This window comes from Streptomyces sp. 6-11-2 (assembly GCF_006540305.1).
In the GTDB taxonomy this organism is placed as follows: Bacteria; Actinomycetota; Actinomycetes; order Streptomycetales; family Streptomycetaceae; genus Streptomyces.
On sequence record NZ_BJOR01000001.1, the window covers coordinates 4,851,633 to 4,869,270 of the forward strand.

Genomic DNA, 17,638 nt, shown 5'->3' on the forward strand with positions numbered 1-17,638 from the left:
GGTCTGTCACAGGTCGAGGACGAGTCGGCCGCAGCCCGCCGCCGCACGGGAGACGCAGATCATCATGGTCGCGCCGGTGTCCTGGTCGTCCTGGGTGAGCACGGCGTCGCGGTGCTCCGGCTCGCCCGAGACGACGGGGGTCTCGCAGGTGCCGCACAGGCCCTGCCGGCAGGAGGACAGCACGCGGACGCCGACGTCCTCGACCGCTTCCAGGATCGTGCGGTCGGTGGGTACCGACACGGTCTTCCCGCTGCGCGCGAGTTCGACCTCGAACGGTTCGGCCACGGACCCGGGGCCCAGCGCGGTGGCCGCGAACCGCTCGGTGTGCAGCGAGCCGGGCGGCCACCCCATGCACAGTTCCTCGACCGCGCTCAGCATCCCGCCCGGCCCGCAGGCGTACACCAGCATGTGGGCCCGGGGCATGGCCAGCACGCCCGCCAGGTCCATGCGGCCGCGCTCGTCCTCGGCGACGATGTCGACCCGGTCGCCGTACTCGTCGACGAGCCGCTCGGCGAAGGCCATGCCGGCGCGTGACCGTCCGCCGTAGACCAGGCGCCAGTCCCTGCCCGCCTCCGCGGCCCGCTCGATCATCGGGATGATCGGGGTGATGCCGATGCCGCCGGCCAGGAAGAGGTACTTCCGGGAGTCCCTGACCGGGAAGTTGTTGCGCGGCTCGGAGATCTCCAGCGTGTCGCCGGGGCGTACGTTCCGGTGGATCCAGCGGGAGCCGCCCCGCGAGCCGGGGACGTCGAGGACGGCGACACGCAGGTGTGACAGGTCCTTCGGGGAGGAGCACAGCGAGTACTGCCGTACGTACTGGCCGCCCAGGTGGACGTCGATGTGGGCCCCCGGCTCCCACGGCTGGAAGGGCGACCCGTCCGGGGTCACGAGGACCAGCGAGACGACACCGTCGGCGACCCGGTCCACGCGTTCCGCGATCACCTCGCGGGTGCGGGGTACGACGCCGCGGCGGTCCGCGCGCGCACTGAGTCCGCCCATCTGAAGCCTGCTTTCTCACGTGGTCCTCGGAGGCCGGGCGAACCGTGTCGCACCGGTGCCGGAATGTTAGGTAGCGCGGAGCGCCTTTCCCCGGGGCTTTCCACTCAGTAGAAACCGGCATCGACCCCATGGTCGACGTGTCCCTGCTCACGGGCGCCGCTACCTGCGGCTTCCTGGAATTTCCCGAGGGCTTTCCTTCGCCTCCCACGGGTCGTAATGTGCGGTTTCATGAGCTCTCAGGACAAGCGGCCCACCGGGCGGGAGGCGCTGCCGGCCGGGCCCGCCGGGGCTGCCCCGAAGTCCGTCGCCGCCCGTGCGCTGAGGATCCTGGACACTTTTGACTCCGAGCACTACGAGCTGTCCTTGAGCGACATCTCCCGCCGCAGCGGGCTGCCGGTGGCCACCTGCCACCGGCTCGTCCGTGAGCTCGTCGAGTGGGGCGGCCTGCTGCGGACCGGCGGCCGGTACCGCATCGGCCACAAGCTGTGGTCCCTGGGACTGCTCTCCGAGAGCCACCACGGCCTCGCCGAACTGGCCGCGCCGTACATGCACGACGTGCTCTTCCTGACCAAGCACGTGGTCAACCTCTTCGTCCTCGACGGCGCCCACGCCCTGCTGCTCGAACGGATCTCCGGAACCCAGCCGGGACCGGCCCTGCACCGGGTGGGCGACCGCCTGGCCCTGCACGCCAGTGCCGGGGGGAAGGCGTTCCTCGCCTACGGGCCGCCGGAACTCGCGCGGGCCGCTCTGGCCAACCCGCAGCGGCTCACCCCGCACACCGTGATCGACCCGACCCGGCTGCGCCGCGAACTCGAACAGGTCCGGCGCAAGGGGTACGCCATGACGCTGGAGGAGGCGGTCGAGGGGGCGCACGGGATCGCGGTGCCGGTCACCGCCGCCGACGGCGGTGTCATCGCGGCCCTCGGTGTCGTCACCGTCGGAACGCGCCCCCGCCCCGCCGGGATCGTGCCGGTCCTGCAGATCGCCGCGCGGAGCATCGCACGAGAGGCGGGCCGCCTGGCCGCGTAGAGCGACACGGCTGGATGGTGCCGACGCCCGGTGCCCTGTGGCCGGACGCCGCCAGGCGGGGGTTCGCGGGCATGGGCGCATGCGGGGACGGGCGCATGCGAGTGCGGACGATCACAGGGCGGGGCCGTTCGCGGGCGGGGTGTCGCATGGGACGGGCGGGCGCTGGACGGGGGTTCGCGCTGGGCGGGCGCATGCGGGTACGGGCGCATGCGGGTAGGGGAGTTCCACGGGGCGGGCGTTCGCGGGTTCGCGGGACGGGGCTTCGCGCGGGCGGGCGTGCGTGGGACGGGGTTCGCGTGGCGCGCGCGTTTGCGTGGGGCGGGCGTTCACGAGGCGGGGGTTCGCGGGTACGGGCGCATGCGGGTACGGGCGTTCACGAGGCGGGGGTTCGCGGGCATGGGAGTTCACGGGGCGGGCGCGCGGCGGGTGTCGTGCGCGGCTGGCGATCGTGGTGGGGACCTCATGACGCGAGGCATCGTGCCAGGTGCGGCAGGTGCGGCAGGTGCGGCAGGTGCGGCAGGTGCGGCAGGGCGGGAAGCCGGTGGTGGAGCCCGCGGCTCACGCCCCGCCGGTCAGCAGCAAGGGCAGGCTGATCAGGACCGTGGCGGCCGTCGACGCCGCGGTCAGGGCCATTGCCGTCGGCGGCGGAGGCGCGGTCTCCCGACGCGTACCGCCGACGAGGAAGGTCACGGCCGCGGCCGTCGCCGCGCAGACCGCGGCCGCCCAGCCCAGCGGTGAGGAGCCGCTCGCCGCCGTGTGCACGAGCAGCAGCGCACCCACCGCCTGGGACATGGTCGTCCGCCGCCAGGCGAGGCGGGTGCGCTCGGGTTGCAGTCCCGGGTCCCGGCCGCCGGCGCGGACGGGCGCGGCCCGCGTCACGCGGGCCCGCCGGCCCAGACCAGCACCGTGGTGAACGACGCGATCGCCGTGATCACGACGGCCAGCACGGGCAGCAGCCAGGAACCGGGCAGTGGCGCGTCACGGCGGATCGCGCGTTGGACGCGCCGCCAGTGCGGATAGGCCCCGCCCGTGATCACGACGGCCAGCAGCGCGCACACGACCGCCAGGAGTTCTCGCGCGTGCGGGATCGCGAAGGCCGGTACGAGCTGCCGTACCGCCACCGCCGCCGCCAGCAGGCTGACACCGGTACGGATCCAGGCGAGGAAGGTGCGCTCGTTGGCGAGCGTGAACCGGTAGTCCGGCTCCCTCTCCCCGCCATCGCCGCCGTCTTCTTCCTCGCGTCCCCGGTCGTTGCCCGTGACCATCCCGCTCTTCCCGCTTCCTTCCCGAGCCGTTCTGCACCTGTGGGCCGTCGGCACCCGTCCACACCCGCGTACACGCCCGTACGCGGCCGAGTGCGGGGGCCGCCGGACGCGCCGTCCGCTCAGCTCCCCGCGCGGACCACCGGGCCCGTGGCGACGGAGAACCGCGCGCCGCTCGTGGCGACGTCGATCGGGCCGTCGTACGTCGACGCGGCCTCGGTGCGCCAGTACTCGGCGTCCGCCGGCCCCGCGAAGTGGGACAGCACCAGGCGCCGCGCCCCGGCGGCCTTGGCGACCCGGCCGGCCCCGGCCGGCGGGGTGTGCGAGTTCTCCTGGTGGGCCAGGAAGGCGGGGGAGAAGCCACGGCTGCGGTAGAAGTCGAGGTTGACGGCCTCGTGGACGAGGACGTCGGTGCCCTCCGCCAGCCGGGCGAGGTTCGCCGACTCGGCCGTGTCACCGGAGAAGGTGATCGATCCGTAGGCGGAGTCGATCCGGTAGGCGAGAGCCGGGTGCACCGGCGGGTGGTCCACCAGGACGGCGGTCACCGTGATCCGCTCGTCGGCGTAGACCTCGAACGGCTCACCGGCGGCCGCGGAACCCCTGGCCGGGGCGGCCACCTCCGAGGCGCGCACCAGGTCCGCCAGCGGCGGCCGGTCCTCGTCGCCCACCCGGATGGCGATGTCGTAGGAGAACGCGTCCAGGGCGGAGGCCACGAGGCGGTCCGTGCCGGCGAGGTGCCGGGTGCCGTCCTCCGGGTCGGGGCCGGGGCCGACGATGTGGACCGGGGTGGAGAAGCCGTGCACCGGGCGCCCCCAGTTCCACAGCAGGAACCCCGGGAGCTCGATCACGTGGTCGGAGTGCAGGTGCGTGATGAACCCCGCCCGGAAACGGTGCCCCCGCAGGCCGGCCTCGTTCGCGGCGCGGGTGCAGCCGATGCCGAAGTCGACCAGGTAGAAGGCGTCGTCGACGACGACCGCGCTGGCGATGCCGTGCTCGGGGCCTCGGATGGCGGGCCCGGCGGCGACGCCGAGCGTGATGAGGTCCATGCCGCGCTGTGCGGACGTGGTGTCGGTCACCGGCGCTGTCCTTCCGGTACGGGGGCCGCCTCGTGCGGTGTCGGGGTGTGGGGACGGGCGTTGACGGTCCTGGGTTCGAGGTACTCCTCCAGCCCCCAGCGGCCGCGCTCACGTCCGAGGCCGGAGGCCTTCCAGCCGCCGAACGGAGCGTCCGGTTCCACCTGGGTGTGCTGGTTGATCCAGACCGTGCCGGCCTCGATGCCCGCCGCCACCTCGTGGGCACGGTCCAGGTCGGGCGACCACACCGAGGCGCCGAGACCGAAGTCCTGCGCGTTCAGACCGTCGATCGTCGTCCGGAGGTCGTCGTAGGCCACGACCGGCAGGGCGTTGCCGAACTGCTCGGCGTCGACGAGGTCCATGCCGACCTCGGCGTCCGTGACGATCGTCGGTTCGAGGAAGTGACCGGGCAGGTCGCAGCCGCGGCCGCCGCCCGCCGCGACCCGCGCCCCGGCGGCGACGGCGCCGTCGACCAGGCCACGGACGACGCCGTGCTGGGCGGCCGAGTGCATCGGGCCCATGGTCGACCCGGTGGCCACCCCGTGCCCGAGCCGGTGCCGGGCGACGGCCTCGGCCATGGCCTCGACCAGTTCGTCCCTCAGACCACGCGGTACGAAGACCCGCTTGACGGCCATGCACACCTGTCCCGCGTTGCGGAAGGCCGAGCCGACGATGCCGGACGCGGTCGTCTGGACGTCCGCGTCCGGCAGGACGATCGCGGGGTCGTTCCCGCCGAGTTCCAGGGTGACGCGCTTGACCGTGGCGGCCGCCTGGGCGGCCACGGCGGTGCCGACCTCCGTCGACCCGGTGAAGGAGATCTTCCGTACGCCGCGCAGGGTGCTCAGCGCCACGTTGACCGCGCGGCCGGGACTGGTGCGGTACTGCAGCACACCGGCGGGCAGGACCCGGTTCATGAGGTCGACCAGGGCCATGGTGGACAGCGGTGTCGTGGCCGAGGGCTTGGCGATGACGGTGCACCCGGCGGTCAGGGCGGGGGCGAGCTTCACGCACAGCAGGGAGATGGGGAAGTTCCACGGCGTGATGGTGCCGACCAGGCCCACCGGCCGGTGGTGCACCTCGACGGTGCGGTCGGCCCGGTCGGGCAGCCTCTCCACCTCGTCCCAGGCGAGTGCGGCGTAGTGGTCCAGCAGCCCGGCGCCCACGCGGAACTCGCCGACGGCCTCGGCCAGAACCTTGCCCTGCTCCAGGGACAGCAGCCGTCCGAGTTCGTCCTCGTGGGCGCGGACGAGTTCCGCGCAGGCGTGCAGGGCGGCCTGCCGGGCCGAGCGGTCCGCGGCCCACGCCGGAGCGGCGGCCCGCGCGACGGCGACCGCCTGCCGTACCTCGTCCTCGCCGTGCACCGGGGCCCGGCCGACCGGCTCCAGCGTGGCCGGGTCGTGTACGGCGTACGTCTCTTGGGCCATCTGCGTGCTCCTGGTCGGCGGCGGGGGTCGGGATCACACGATCCCCGCACGTCACGCCGTGGACAAGCAGGTCATCCACTCAGTGGAAAGCGGACTGCCGGACGGTGGCCGCCGCACCCTTGGCGCCGCGGAGTTTTCCACAGGGTGGAAAGTGAGCTTGTCAATGATGCCGCTTCCCCCGCAGGCTCGGCCCGCGCCCCTGGTATCCCCGCATTCCGCCGACGAACGAGTGAGAGCCATGACGAACAACACGCAGTTGCCCGTGGTCGTGACCGGGGTCGCCTCCGGTATCGGAGCGGCGGCCGGCCGCCTGCTCGTCGACAGGGGGCTGCCCGTCGTCGGAATCGACCGGTCGGTGCCCGAGTCCTTCGCGGGGACCTTCGTCCGGGCCGACCTGTCCACGCCCGCCGGCGCGCACGAGGCCGCGCGGAGCGTGCTGGCCGCCGCCCCGGACGGGCTCACGGGACTCGCCAACATCGCCGGGGTGCCCGGTACGGCGCCCTGGCGGACGGTGCTCGGCGTCAACGTCTTCGGCCTGCGGGAACTGACCGCCGCGCTGGTACCGGCGATCAGGGAGGGAGGCTGCGTCGTCAACCTCTCCTCGGCCGTGGCCACCGCCTGGGAGCGGAACCTGACCGCCGTACGGGCCTTCGCCCTCGCCCGCGACACCGAGGCGGCGCTCGACGCCGTGGCCCGCGACGAGGGCGTCACCGGCAACTCGTACCGCTTCTCCAAGGAGTGCGTGCGGTACCTCACCGAACACCTCGCGGCCGAGTACCTGTCCCGCAGGGTCCGGGTGACCTCCGTCAGCCCGGGGCCCGTGGCCACGCCGATCCTCGACGACTTCAAGCGGGACCACGGCGTCGCCAAGGTCGAGGGAGCCGGCGCCCTGCTCGGTCGGTTCGGGGAGCCGGCGGACATCGCCCGCGTCGTGGCCTTCCTGCTGAGCGACTCCGCGGCCTGGATCAACGGCACCGACATCCGCGTCGACGGCGGCCTGACGGCCTACCGCACCGTCCAGGAGGCCTCCGAGGCCGGCACCGGCTGACCCACGTCGCACGACCGCTCGCGGCGCGGCTCGGCCGGCCCGCCGGCCGGGGAGCGGTGACCTGGTGGCCGGCCGGCGGCCTCGCGGCCACGGGCCGCGGCGTCATGCCGGTGCGCCGCACGACGACTCGGGGCGCGGCGGCCTCGCGGCCGTCGCGGCTACGTCCGGCCCGCCTCGCGCAGCGTGTCGCAGCGGCACGCCCGCGTCCCGTGTCGTAGCCGCATGCGTGCGCCGCGTGCCGCAGGGCACCGCCGCCGTGGCCCCTCCGCCCCGAACCGTCCCGGGCCGGGGCCGGTTGCGAAAGCCCGCCTGCCCGCCTGCTTGCGGTGCCCGGGGCTCGGCGGACGTCCCGGGGCCCGCCCTCCGGGCGGACGACGGGGCTTCGCGGCAGGCACTCCGGCCGACAGGACCTTGCCGTCAGGCGTCCGTCACCAAGTCCCGAGTGTCAGGCGTGCGTTACCGAGGCCTGGGTGTCAGGCCCCCGTCACCAGGCTCCGGCCGGCAGGCCCCCCTCACCGGGCCCCGTCCGTCGGACCTCAGCCGTCCTCGCCCGCCGGCAGGGTGAGCCGTACGGTGCCGTCCGGGCCGGCCAGCAGGACCGGTGTGGCGGTGCCGCCCAGGTCCCGTACGGCGGCCCGGTCCTCCGGGGCGATCTCCTCCGCCTCGCTGACCACCGCCGCGGCCTCCAGGGACGTCGCCCCGGACGCGACGGCCATCGCCACCGCCGTCCGGAGGGCGCTCAGCTTCAGGGAGGCGAGGTGCACCGACCCGGCGACATACGTACGCCCCGTCTCGTCCCGTACGGCCGCGCCCTCCGGCACACCGTTGCGGGCCCGGGCCGAACGGGCCAGGGTGACGATCTTGAGGTCCTCGGGATCAAGCGCGTTGGTCTCGGTCATGCCCCGAGCATAAGAGCCGCCCCGGCGGCCGCCGAGATCACCCCGGCGGCCGCGGAGTCCGGGTGCTCAGGCCCGGTCGAGACGGAGCCGGTCCGCGCGCGGCAGCCCCGCCACGACCAGGTCGTAGGAGTCCTCGACGAGCTCGCGGACCAGGCGGTCCGGGAGCCCGGCGTCGACCGTGACCGTGTTCCAGTGGCGCTTGTGCATGTGCCATCCGGGGACGATCAGGCCCTCGTGCTCGGCGCGCAGCCGGATCGCGTCCTCCGGGTCGCACTTGAGGTTGACCTTCAGCGGCCGGGAGTCCAGGGCCGACAGCGCGAACAACTTGCCCTGGACCTTGAAGACCGAGGTCTCCGGATTGAAGGGGAAGTCCTCCACCACCGCGTTGAACGACAGGCAGAGGGCGCGCAGCTCCTCCGGGCTCATTCCGGCTTCCCCTCCCCGTCCCCGGTGGGGGCCGCCGGGCCCACCGGCTCCGCGAGCACGGTCACGATCTTGTTCCGGCGGCCGGCCGCGGCCTCCGCGGTCAGCCGCAGCTCCCGGCCGTCGGGCAGTTCCACGACCGACGACGCGCCCGCGATGGGAACCCGGCCCAGGGCCTTGGCGAGCAGCCCGCCGACCGTCTCCACGTCCTCGTCGTCGTACTCCTCCAGGCCGTACAGCTCGCCCAGGTCCGTGATGTCCAGGCGCGCGGTGACGCGGTAGCGGTCGTCGCCGAGCGGCTCCACCGGCGGCAGCTCGCGGTCGTACTCGTCGGTGATCTCGCCGACGATCTCCTCGAGGATGTCCTCGATGGTGACGATGCCGGCCGTGCCGCCGTACTCGTCGATGACGACGGCGACGTGGTTGCGTTCCTTCTGCATCTCGCGCAGCAGGTCGTCGGCGTTCTTCGTGTCCGGCACGAAGACGGCCGGACGCATCGCCGTCGACACCAGCTCGCTCTCGGCGTCCCGGTTGATGTGCGTCTTGCGGGCCAGGTCCTTCAGATAGACGATCCCGACGATGTCGTCCTCGCTCTCGCCGGTGACCGGGATCCGCGAGAAGCCGGAGCGCAGCGCCAGCGTGAGGGCCTGGCGGATGGTCTTGTACCGCTCGATCACCACCAGGTCGGTGCGCGGCACCATGACCTCGCGCACGAGGGTGTCGCCCAGTTCGAAGACCGAGTGCACCATGCGCCGCTCCTCGTCCTCGATGAGCGACTCCTGCTCGGCCAGGTCGACCAGGGCGCGCAGCTCCGCCTCGGAGGCGAACGGGCCGCGCCGGAACCCCTTGCCGGGGGTCAGCGCGTTGCCGATGAGGATCAGCAGCGACGGGAGCGGGCCCAGCACCCGCGCGAGCGGCACCAGCACGTACGCCGCGGCGGTCGCCGTGTTCAGCGGGTGCTGGCGGCCGATGGTGCGCGGGGAGACCCCGACGGCCACGTACGAGACGAGCACCATGACCGCGATGGCGACGACCAGCGCCTGGGCCGTGCCGGAGAACGCCTCCAGGCACGCGTAGGTGACCAGGGCGGCCGCCGCCATCTCGCAGGTCACGCGGACCAGCAGCGCCAGGTTGAGGTAGCGGGTCGGGTCGGCGGCGACCTGGGCCAGCTTGGCGCTGCCGCGGCGGCCCGACTTCACGGCCCCCTCGGCACGGAAGCTGGACACCCGCGCTAGGCCCGCCTCCGCGCAGGCGGCGAGCCAGGCGACGACGACGAGCGCGATCGCGCCGACGACGATCTGAGGGTTCATGGGCGGGCTTACGAGACGGTGGGCGCCGGGGACGGGCCGTGCAGGCCCTGCTCGGCGCGCCAGCCGTCCACGATCGCTGCCTGCAGACCGAACATCTCGGCCTTCTCGTCCGGCTCCTCGTGGTCGTAGCCGAGCAGGTGCAGCACGCCGTGGACGGTGAGCAGCTGGAGCTCCTCGTCCATGGAGTGCTGCGTCGGAGCCTCGGCACCCTGCTTCGCGGCGACCTCGGGACAGAGCACGATGTCGCCGAGGAGGCCCTGCGGGGGCTCTTCGTCGTCCTTGGAGGGCGGCCGCAGCTCGTCCATCGGGAAGGACATGACGTCCGTGGGCCCCGGCAGGTCCATCCACTGGACGTGCAGCTGCTCCATGGCGTCGGCGTCCACGACGATCACCGAGAGCTCGGAGAGCGGGTGGATGCGCATGCGGGTGAGTGCGTAGCGGGCGATGTCGAGGATCGCCCGCTCGTCGACCTCGGTTCCCGACTCGTTGTTGACGTCGATCGACATGGTGGTGCTGGTCTACTTCCCCTTGTGCCCGTGTCCGTGCGCGTGCCCGGCCCTGCCGTGGCCGCCGGTCCTCGGCGCGCCGTTCTCGGTGCCGTGACTGCTGTCGTACTTCTCGTACGCGTCGACGATACGGCCCACGAGCTTGTGCCGTACGACGTCGTGCGACGACAGCCGGGAGAAGTGGACGTCCTCGACGCCCTCCAGGATCTCCTGCACCTGCCGCAGTCCGGACTTCTGGCCGTTGGGCAGGTCCACCTGGGTGACGTCACCCGTGATGACGATCTTCGAGTCGAAGCCGAGCCGGGTGAGGAACATCTTCATCTGCTCGGGGCTGGTGTTCTGGGCCTCGTCCAGGATGATGAAGGCGTCGTTGAGGGTGCGGCCGCGCATGTAGGCGAGCGGCGCGACCTCGATCGTCCCCGCCGCCATCAGACGCGGGATGGAGTCCGGGTCGAGCATGTCGTGCAGCGCGTCGTACAGCGGGCGCAGGTACGGGTCGATCTTCTCGTAGAGCGTGCCGGGCAGGAAGCCCAGGCGCTCGCCGGCCTCGACCGCCGGGCGGGTCAGGATGATGCGGTTGACCTGCTTGGACTGAAGCGCCTGCACCGCCTTGGCCATGGCCAGGTAGGTCTTTCCGGTGCCGGCGGGGCCGATGCCGAAGACGACCGTGTGCTTGTCGATCGCGTCGACGTACCGCTTCTGGTTGAGCGTCTTGGGGCGGATCGTGCGGCCGCGCGACGACAGGATGTTCTGCGTGAGGACCTCGGCGGGGGTCTCGTGGCCGTCGCTCTCGCCGTTCTCGCTCGCCTTGAGCATGGCGATGGAGCGTTCCACTGCGTCCTCCGTCATCGGCTGCCCGGTGCGGAGCACCAGCATCATCTCGTCGAACACGCGCTGGACCAGGGCGACGTCCGCCGGGTCGCCGACCGCGCTGATCTCGTTGCCCCGGACATGGATGTCGGCCCCCGGGAAGGCCTTCTCGATCACGCGCAGGAGAGAGTCGCCGGACCCCAGCACGGTCACCATGGGGTGCTGGGCGGGGACGGTGAACTGTGCTCTGGCCTGCCCCTGCGCGGGGGTCTTGGCTGCGGGTGTCTGAGTCATGGGCCGGCGCTGAAGGCCTGCGGTTCCTCCTCGTCACGGCCGCACAAGTGACGGCGGCCTCGCGCTTCCAGGGTACGACGGGGGAGTGACAACGCCGTAGGGCTTTTCGGCGACCGCGGCGACCCAGGGGCGGGATCAGTCCGGCACGGGGGACGCGCCGGCCTCCGTCCCGGCCCCCCGCTGGGCCCGCAGCAGGTCCCGGAACCAGCGGTAGGACGCCTTCGGGGTGCGCTCCAGGGTCTCGTAGTCGACGTGCACCAGGCCGAACCGGCGGGCGAGGCCTTCCGCCCACTCCCAGTTGTCCAGCAGCGACCACACGAAGTAGCCGCGCACGTCCACGCCCGACTCCAGGGCCCGGTGCAGGGCGCGGATGTGGCCGTCCAGGTAGGCGATGCGGTCCTGGTCGTCGAGGCCCTCGTAGGAGCACCCGTTCTCTGTGATGACGACGGGCGGGAGCCGGTCGCCGTAGCGGTCGCGCAGGCCGGTCAGCAGCTCGGTCAGCCCCTCCGGGACCACGGGCCAGCCGAAGTCCGTGACGGGGTGGCCCTCGATCTCCCGTACCGAGAAGGGCAGTTCGGCGGGCAGGGTGAGACCGCCGAACTCGATCTCCTCGCCGCTCGGAGCGCCCACCCGCGTCGGGGCGTAATAGTTGACGCCGTACCAGTCCAGGGGCTCCGCGATGACCTTCAGATCCGAGTCGACGTCCGCGGGGGTGCCCGGCATCAGCTCGCCCAGCCCCTCGGGGTACCGGCCGAGCAGCAGCGGGTCGGCGAACAGGCGGTGCAGCAGCAGGTCGTAGAAGCCGGCCGCCTCGACGTCCGCCTGCTCCCCGGACGCCGGCCGGACGGGACTGTGCGAGTTGGCGATGCCGATGTCCGCGGCCCCGGCCGCGCGCAGCGCGCGGACCGCCAGGCCGTGGGCGAGCAGTTGGTGGTGGGCGGCCGGGAGCGCGTCGAACAGCAGCCGCTTCCCCGGTGCGTGCACGCCGAGGGCATGGCCGAGCAGGGTGTGCTCGGCGGGCTCGTTGAGCGTGATCCATTTCGTCACGCGGTCGCCCAGGCGCTCGGCGACCACCGACACATGGTCGGCGAACCGCGCGGCCGTGTCCCGCTCCAGCCAGTCGAGGCGGGCCGGCAGGTCCCAGTGGAAGAGGGTCGGGACCGGACGGACGCCGGCCGCGCACAGCTCGTCGACCAGCCGGTCGTAGAAGTCCAGGCCGCCGGGGGAGTTCACCCGGGGCCAGGAGACGGAGAAGCGGTACGCGTCCACGCCGAGGCCGGCCAGCAGCGCCACGTCCTCGCGGTGGCGGTGGTAGTGGTCGCAGGCCACCGCCGCCGTCGAGCCGTCCTTGACCCGTCCCGGCTCGGCCGAGAACGCGTCCCACACGGACGGCTCGCGCCGGTCGGCCGCCCCCTCGATCTGGTGGGCCGAGGTCGACACGCCCCACAGGAAGCCGGCCGGGAACCGGGGTATCGGGTTCGTCACCATGGGCGGGATCATCCTTACCGTAGGTAACGGAAGTCAACGCCCGGGCGGTAAAAGGACCTCACGCCCCCTCCTTGAGCACGCGGGAGATGAGCTCGCGCTGCTCCCCGGTCAGCCGGGGATCGGCCGCGTACACCGTCCGGCCGTCCACGGTGATCTCGTAGCTGAAGCCGTCGGGCACCCCGGCCGGCGGCGCGGCCTTGCCGGCGGCCAGCGCCCGTTCGGCCAGGTCCCTCCACTGCGGGGCGTCGGACCGCCCCGAGACGTCCACCTCGGCGCGGCGCTCGATGCCCGCGAACCCTCCTGTGCGCCTCACTCGAATCCGCATGGTCCGTGTCTAGTACGGAACTACAGCGTCCGCACCCCCACCTGCTCCCAGGCCTTCCGCACGGCCTCGAGTTCGCCGCCGTCGGTGCCGTACCGCTCCCGCGCGGCCCGCACGGTGAGCGTGGCGAAGTCCGTGAACTGCGCGTCCTCGTGCAGCTCGCCGCCGGTCAGCACGTCGTACCAGAGCTGCCCCGCCTTCTCCCAGGCGTGGCCGCCGAGCGCGGTGGCGACCAGGTAGAAGGCGTGGTTGGGAATGCCGGAGTTGATGTGCACGCCGCCGTTGTCGCTGCCCGTGTGGACGTAGTGGTCCATCGTGGCCGGCTGCGGGTCCTTGCCGAGCACGTCGTCGTCGTACGCCGTGCCGGGTGCCTTCATGGAGCGCAGCGCGGTGCCGCTGACGCCCGGGGCCAGCAGCCCGGCGCCGATCAGCCAGTCGGCCTCGCTGGCGGTCTGGCCGAGCGTGTACTGCTTGATCAGCGAGCCGAAGACGTCGGAGAGCGACTCGTTGAGCGCGCCGGACTGCCCGAAGTAGGCCAGGTTGGCGGTGTGCTGGGTGACGCCGTGGGTCAGCTCGTGGCCGATGACGTCGACCGGGATGGTGAAGTCCAGGAAGATCTCGCCGTCGCCGTCGCCGAACACCATCTGCTCGCCGTTCCAGAAGGCGTTGTTGTACTTCTCGTCGTAGTGCACGCTGGCGTCCAGCGGCAGGCCGCTGCCGTCGATCGAGTCGCGCCGGTAGGCCGTGCGGTACAGCTCGAAGGTGGCGCCGAGGCCGGCGTAGGCGCGGTTGACCGTGGCGTCCCCGCCGGGCTCCTCGCCCTCGCCGCGCACCTTCCTCCCGGGCAGGTCGGTGCCGTGCCGGGCGTCGTAGACGGTGCGGTGCGGCTGCCCGTCCCGCTTGCCCGCGGGCGCGGCGACGGCGGGTGCGCCGATGACGGTGGTCAGCCGCCGCCGGGTGCGCTCGAAGGCGTCGCGCTCCAGGGTCCGGCGGGCGGGTCCGGAGAGCGCGGGGTCGTCGTTGCGGGCGAGGCGGTCCAGGACGTGCGGCGGCACGATGGTGCAGAAGACGGGCTCGAAGCCCCCGTTGGTCGGCGTGGTCGTCGTGGTCGTCGTGGTCGGCATACCAGGCACACTTGCACTGTGTTGTCGCGCTGTCACCATCCGCAACCATGATTGGTGAAATATCAGGGCAAGGGGTCCGCGCTTCCGTCACGGAGTGATAGGTGTCCGTGACGGAGTGGCAGGTGGCCGGGCGTGGCCGGGAGGCGGCGCCGGTGACATCGCGCACTTTTTGCCCTGTTTGCCCCTTCGGTTTCGCATACTGGGACGGGCCCGCGCATCCGGCGCGGCTCGGCTAGGCTGCGCAGCATCATGCGTTTCGGGCTGCTTCTCCTTAGCTGCCGCGGCGAGGGCCTGTAGTCGAGGCCGACCCCCTCCCCGCGGAGTTCGGCGTTGCGCCGTCGGCCGTTCACCGGCACCCGCGGACCCGCGGAATTTTCGAGGAGCCCACGCAAACATGGTCAACCGCCAGCAGCCCAGTTCCATGCCGATCCACAAGTACGGCCGCTACGAGCAGGTCGACATCCCCGACCGCACCTGGCCCGGCCGCCGGATCACCGCCGCTCCCCGCTGGCTCTCCACCGACCTGCGCGACGGCAACCAGGCCCTGATCGACCCGATGTCGCCCGAGCGCAAGCGCCGGATGTTCGACCAGCTGGTCAAGATGGGCTACAAGGAGATCGAGGTCGGCTTCCCGGCCTCGGGCCAGACCGACTTCGACTTCGTGCGCTCGATCATCGAGGAAGAGGGCGCGATCCCCGAGGACGTCACCATCTCCGTGCTGACCCAGGCCCGTGAGGACCTGATCGAGCGGACCGTGGAGTCCCTGAAGGGCGCCCGGCGCGCCACCGTCCACCTCTACAACGCCACCGCCCCGGTCTTCCGCCGGGTCGTCTTCCGCGGCTCCAGGGACGACATCAAGCAGATCGCCGTCGACGGCACCCGCCTGGTGATGGAGTACGCCGAGAAACTGCTGGGCCCGGAAACGGAGTTCGGCTACCAGTACAGCCCCGAGATCTTCACCGACACCGAGCTGGACTTCGCCCTGGAGGTCTGCGAGGCGGTGATGGACGTGTACCAGCCGGGCCCGGGCCGCGAGATCATCCTCAACCTGCCCGCCACGGTGGAGCGTTCGACGCCGTCGACGCATGCGGACCGCTTCGAGTGGATGCACCGCAACCTGTCCCGCCGCGAGTACGTCTGCCTGTCCGTCCACCCGCACAACGACCGCGGTACGGCCGTCGCCGCCGCCGAACTGGCGCTGATGGCCGGCGCCGACCGCGTCGAGGGCTGCCTGTTCGGGCAGGGCGAGCGCACCGGCAACGTCGACCTGGTCACCCTGGGCGTGAACCTGTTCTCGCAGGGCGTCGACCCGCAGATCGACTTCTCCGACATCGACGAGATCCGCCGTACGTGGGAGTACTGCAACCAGATGGAGGTCCACCCGCGCCACCCGTACGTGGGCGACCTGGTCTACACGTCCTTCTCCGGCTCCCACCAGGACGCCATCAAGAAGGGCTTCGACGCCATGGAGGCCGACGCGAAGGCCAAGGGCGTCACGGTCGACGACATCGAGTGGGCGGTGCCGTACCTGCCCATCGACCCCAAGGACGTCGGCCGCTCCTACGAGGCCGTCATCCGCGTCAACTCGCAGTCCGGCAAGGGCGGTGTCGCCTACGTCCTGAAGAACGACCACAAGCTGGACCTGCCGCGCCGGATGCAGATCGAGTTCTCGAAGATCATCCAGGCGAAGACGGACGCCGATGGCGGCGAGGTCACGCCGAAGGAGATCTGGGCGGCCTTCCAGGACGAGTACCTGCCGATTCCGGAGAACCCCTGGGGCCGCATCCAGGTCAGGACCGGCCAGTCGACGACGGACACCGACGGGGTCGACACGCTCACCGTCGAGGCCACCGTCGACGGCGAGGACACCGTTCTCACCGGCTCCGGCAACGGTCCGATCTCGGCCTTCTTCGACGCCCTGCACTCCATCGGCGTCGACGTACGCCTGCTGGACTACCAGGAGCACACGATGAGCGAGGGCGCCTCCGCCCAGGCCGCCTCGTACATCGAGTGCGCGATCGACGACAAGGTCCTGTGGGGGATCGGCATCGACGCGAACACGACACGTGCGTCGCTGAAGGCGGTCGTCTCGGCCGTCAACCGCGCGGCGCGCTGACCGCTCTGACCGGCGCTTTCGGGGCCCCGGCCGCCTGCTGAGGCGGCCGGGGCCCCGTCGTGCGCCCGACGAGTATCGGCCAGTCTCCGCCGCAGGTCACGGAAAGGTCTCCTCCGGGGTACTGACGACACCTCGACAATGTGGCTAACATCACGCCAGTGCGGCGATGTTGCCGTGCCGTTACGGAGGTGGGACGTGCTGCCAGTACGGGGACGAAACGGCCGTGTCACCAGGCTTGCCCGGCTGCTGGGCACCCGTACCGCGTGGACGCCGGTCGGCGACGGCGAGTTCTTCTGCCCCGGCTGCGGCGGGGATCGCAACTACCAGCGGCTGAGCGGGCGTCGGCGCTTCACCGTCCTCGGCGTGCCGCTGCTGCCGCGAGGCACGGCCGGGCCGGTCGTCGAGTGCGCCGCCTGCGGCGGCCACTTCGGCACGGACGTCCTGGACCATCCGACGACCACCCGCTTCTCCGCGATGCTCCGCGACGCCGTGCACACGGTCGCCCTGGCGGTGCTGTCCGCGGGCGGAACCGGCTCCCGTACGGCCCTGGAGACCGCCGCGGCCACCGTCCGCGCGGCCGGCCTGGCCGACTGCACCGAGGAGCAACTGGCCGCCCTGGTCGAGGCGCTGGCCGCGGACACCGGGCGCGCCTACGACGACCAGCCGTGCGGCGCGGGCCTGGCCATAGAGCTGCACGAGGCCCTCGACCCGCTCGCCCCACACCTGGCCCCCGCGGGCCGGGAGTCGATCCTCCTCCAGGCCGCCCGCATCGCCCTGGCCGACGGCCCCTACACCCCCGCCGAACACGACACCCTCAGCACCGTCGGCGCGGCCCTGACCATCTGCACGGACGAGGTGACCCGGCTGCTGACGGCGGCGCGCACACCTTCGTAGCACCCGCTGCCCGGCTGGACCCGGCCTCTCCCGTGGGCGGCACATGGGGCGCGTGGTGGGCACCCCGCGTCTCCGGGACTCGGACCGGCCCGTCCCCGACCGATGCGACGGGGCCCAGGCACCCCCGGACCGACGTGCGACTGGAGATGCGGCACGCGACGGTCACCGTGCACGGAGCCTCGCCCGCGGCGTCCGCCCGCCTCCCCGTTCGCATGGGCGACCTGCCCCGCGAGCCTGTCGGCTTCCAGTCCCGAGAGGACCTGGTGGCGGACCTCGCCCGCGTCGCCGAGGGGAACGGGCTGACCGTCGTCCACGCTGTCACCGGGGCCCGCGGCGTCGGCAAGACCCAGCCCGCCGCCGCGTACGCCCGGCGCCGCATCGAGGAGGGCTGGCCCGTGGTCGCCTGGATCGCGGCGGAGAGCAGCGGCCGGCTCACGTCCTGACTCGCCGAACTGGCGGAGCAGTTGGGGGTGCGTGAGGCCGGTGACGACACCGCGTCCGGAGCTCGGGCGGCGCTCACCGCGTCTTCGGCCCCGACAGCGTCCAGGTCAGGCGGCTCGCCCGCCGCCAGGCTCTGCTGTGCCTCCTCACCGGCCACCCGCGCCGCCTACGCACCG

General features: G+C 72.5%; 18 protein-coding genes. 5 read left to right on the plus strand and 13 right to left on the minus strand.

Translation table 11 applies throughout. The features are described 5' to 3' along the window. Positions 1-6: 6 nt before the first annotated feature. Positions 7-999 (minus strand): PDR/VanB family oxidoreductase, encoded by a 993-nt coding sequence (locus tag TNCT6_RS21265; protein WP_141361063.1) that lies wholly within the window; start codon positions 997-999, stop codon positions 7-9. A 228-nt stretch (positions 1,000-1,227) separates the two neighbouring features. Here TNCT6_RS21265 and TNCT6_RS21270 point away from each other — a divergent pair, with 228 nt between their 5' ends. After that, on the plus strand, positions 1,228-2,028 hold the full coding sequence (locus TNCT6_RS21270) for an IclR family transcriptional regulator (protein ID WP_172632974.1): 801 nt from the start codon (positions 1,228-1,230) through the stop codon (positions 2,026-2,028). A 558-nt stretch (positions 2,029-2,586) separates the two neighbouring features. Here TNCT6_RS21270 and TNCT6_RS21280 read toward each other — a convergent pair. From TNCT6_RS21280 to TNCT6_RS21295, 4 genes are all read right to left on the minus strand, one after another. After that, the gene (locus TNCT6_RS21280) at positions 2,587-2,907 is read right to left on the minus strand and encodes a DUF202 domain-containing protein (protein WP_141361067.1); all 321 of its coding nucleotides are present in this window, start codon (positions 2,905-2,907) and stop codon (positions 2,587-2,589) included. After that, complete coding sequence (locus tag TNCT6_RS21285; RefSeq protein ID WP_141361069.1) at positions 2,904-3,293, minus strand: YidH family protein; 390 nt, start codon at positions 3,291-3,293, stop codon at positions 2,904-2,906. The genes TNCT6_RS21280 and TNCT6_RS21285 overlap by 4 nt, the downstream gene beginning before the upstream one ends. 119 nt (positions 3,294-3,412) lie before the next feature. Beyond that, on the minus strand, positions 3,413-4,366 hold the full coding sequence (locus tag TNCT6_RS21290; RefSeq protein WP_216372791.1) for an MBL fold metallo-hydrolase: 954 nt from the start codon (positions 4,364-4,366) through the stop codon (positions 3,413-3,415). Then, positions 4,363-5,787 (minus strand): aldehyde dehydrogenase family protein, encoded by a 1,425-nt coding sequence (locus TNCT6_RS21295; RefSeq protein ID WP_141361071.1) that lies wholly within the window; start codon positions 5,785-5,787, stop codon positions 4,363-4,365. Before TNCT6_RS21295 ends, TNCT6_RS21290 begins: the two co-directional genes overlap by 4 nt. Positions 5,788-6,025: 238 nt before the next feature. Between TNCT6_RS21295 and TNCT6_RS21300 the strand changes: the two genes are divergently transcribed. Beyond that, the gene (locus tag TNCT6_RS21300; RefSeq protein ID WP_141361073.1) at positions 6,026-6,835 is read left to right on the plus strand and encodes an SDR family oxidoreductase; all 810 of its coding nucleotides are present in this window, start codon (positions 6,026-6,028) and stop codon (positions 6,833-6,835) included. 536 nt (positions 6,836-7,371) lie between these two features. On the opposite strand, the gene TNCT6_RS21305 is transcribed toward TNCT6_RS21300, so the two are convergent. From TNCT6_RS21305 to TNCT6_RS21340, 8 genes are all read right to left on the minus strand, one after another. Next, on the minus strand, positions 7,372-7,734 hold the full coding sequence (locus TNCT6_RS21305; protein WP_141361075.1) for a cytidine deaminase: 363 nt from the start codon (positions 7,732-7,734) through the stop codon (positions 7,372-7,374). A 66-nt stretch (positions 7,735-7,800) separates the two neighbouring features. Continuing rightward, a complete protein-coding gene (locus TNCT6_RS21310; protein WP_141361077.1) occupies positions 7,801-8,160 on the minus strand; it encodes an MmcQ/YjbR family DNA-binding protein in 360 nt (119 codons plus the stop codon). After that, positions 8,157-9,467, minus strand: coding sequence for a hemolysin family protein (locus TNCT6_RS21315; protein ID WP_141361079.1), 1,311 nt, complete (start codon positions 9,465-9,467; stop codon positions 8,157-8,159). Before TNCT6_RS21315 ends, TNCT6_RS21310 begins: the two co-directional genes overlap by 4 nt. Positions 9,468-9,475: 8 nt before the next feature. Beyond that, complete coding sequence (ybeY, locus tag TNCT6_RS21320; protein ID WP_141361081.1) at positions 9,476-9,973, minus strand: rRNA maturation RNase YbeY; 498 nt, start codon at positions 9,971-9,973, stop codon at positions 9,476-9,478. 12 nt (positions 9,974-9,985) lie between these two features. Continuing rightward, the gene (locus TNCT6_RS21325) at positions 9,986-11,077 is read right to left on the minus strand and encodes a PhoH family protein (protein ID WP_141361084.1); all 1,092 of its coding nucleotides are present in this window, start codon (positions 11,075-11,077) and stop codon (positions 9,986-9,988) included. A 135-nt stretch (positions 11,078-11,212) separates the two neighbouring features. Beyond that, positions 11,213-12,577, minus strand: a complete 1,365-nt coding sequence (locus TNCT6_RS21330; RefSeq protein ID WP_141361086.1) for a GH1 family beta-glucosidase — start codon at positions 12,575-12,577, stop codon at positions 11,213-11,215. 46 nt (positions 12,578-12,623) lie between these two features. Beyond that, the gene (locus TNCT6_RS21335) at positions 12,624-12,890 is read right to left on the minus strand and encodes a protealysin inhibitor emfourin (protein WP_141361088.1); all 267 of its coding nucleotides are present in this window, start codon (positions 12,888-12,890) and stop codon (positions 12,624-12,626) included. A gap of 20 nt (positions 12,891-12,910) precedes the next feature. Then, positions 12,911-14,011: a M4 family metallopeptidase gene (locus TNCT6_RS21340; protein ID WP_141361090.1), complete on the minus strand. Its 1,101-nt coding sequence runs from the start codon at positions 14,009-14,011 to the stop codon at positions 12,911-12,913. A 394-nt stretch (positions 14,012-14,405) separates the two neighbouring features. Here TNCT6_RS21340 and leuA point away from each other — a divergent pair, with 394 nt between their 5' ends. The 3 genes from leuA (at position 14,406) to TNCT6_RS21360 (ending at position 17,464) form a co-directional block, all read left to right on the plus strand. After that, entirely contained in the window at positions 14,406-16,127 is a 1,722-nt protein-coding gene (gene leuA, locus TNCT6_RS21350; RefSeq protein ID WP_141361093.1) for a 2-isopropylmalate synthase, read from the plus strand. A 195-nt stretch (positions 16,128-16,322) separates the two neighbouring features. Continuing rightward, complete coding sequence (locus TNCT6_RS21355; protein ID WP_141361095.1) at positions 16,323-17,021, plus strand: TerB family tellurite resistance protein; 699 nt, start codon at positions 16,323-16,325, stop codon at positions 17,019-17,021. A 134-nt stretch (positions 17,022-17,155) separates the two neighbouring features. After that, a complete protein-coding gene (locus TNCT6_RS21360; RefSeq protein WP_141361097.1) occupies positions 17,156-17,464 on the plus strand; it encodes a hypothetical protein in 309 nt (102 codons plus the stop codon). The last annotated feature ends 174 nt before the right edge of the window (positions 17,465-17,638 follow it).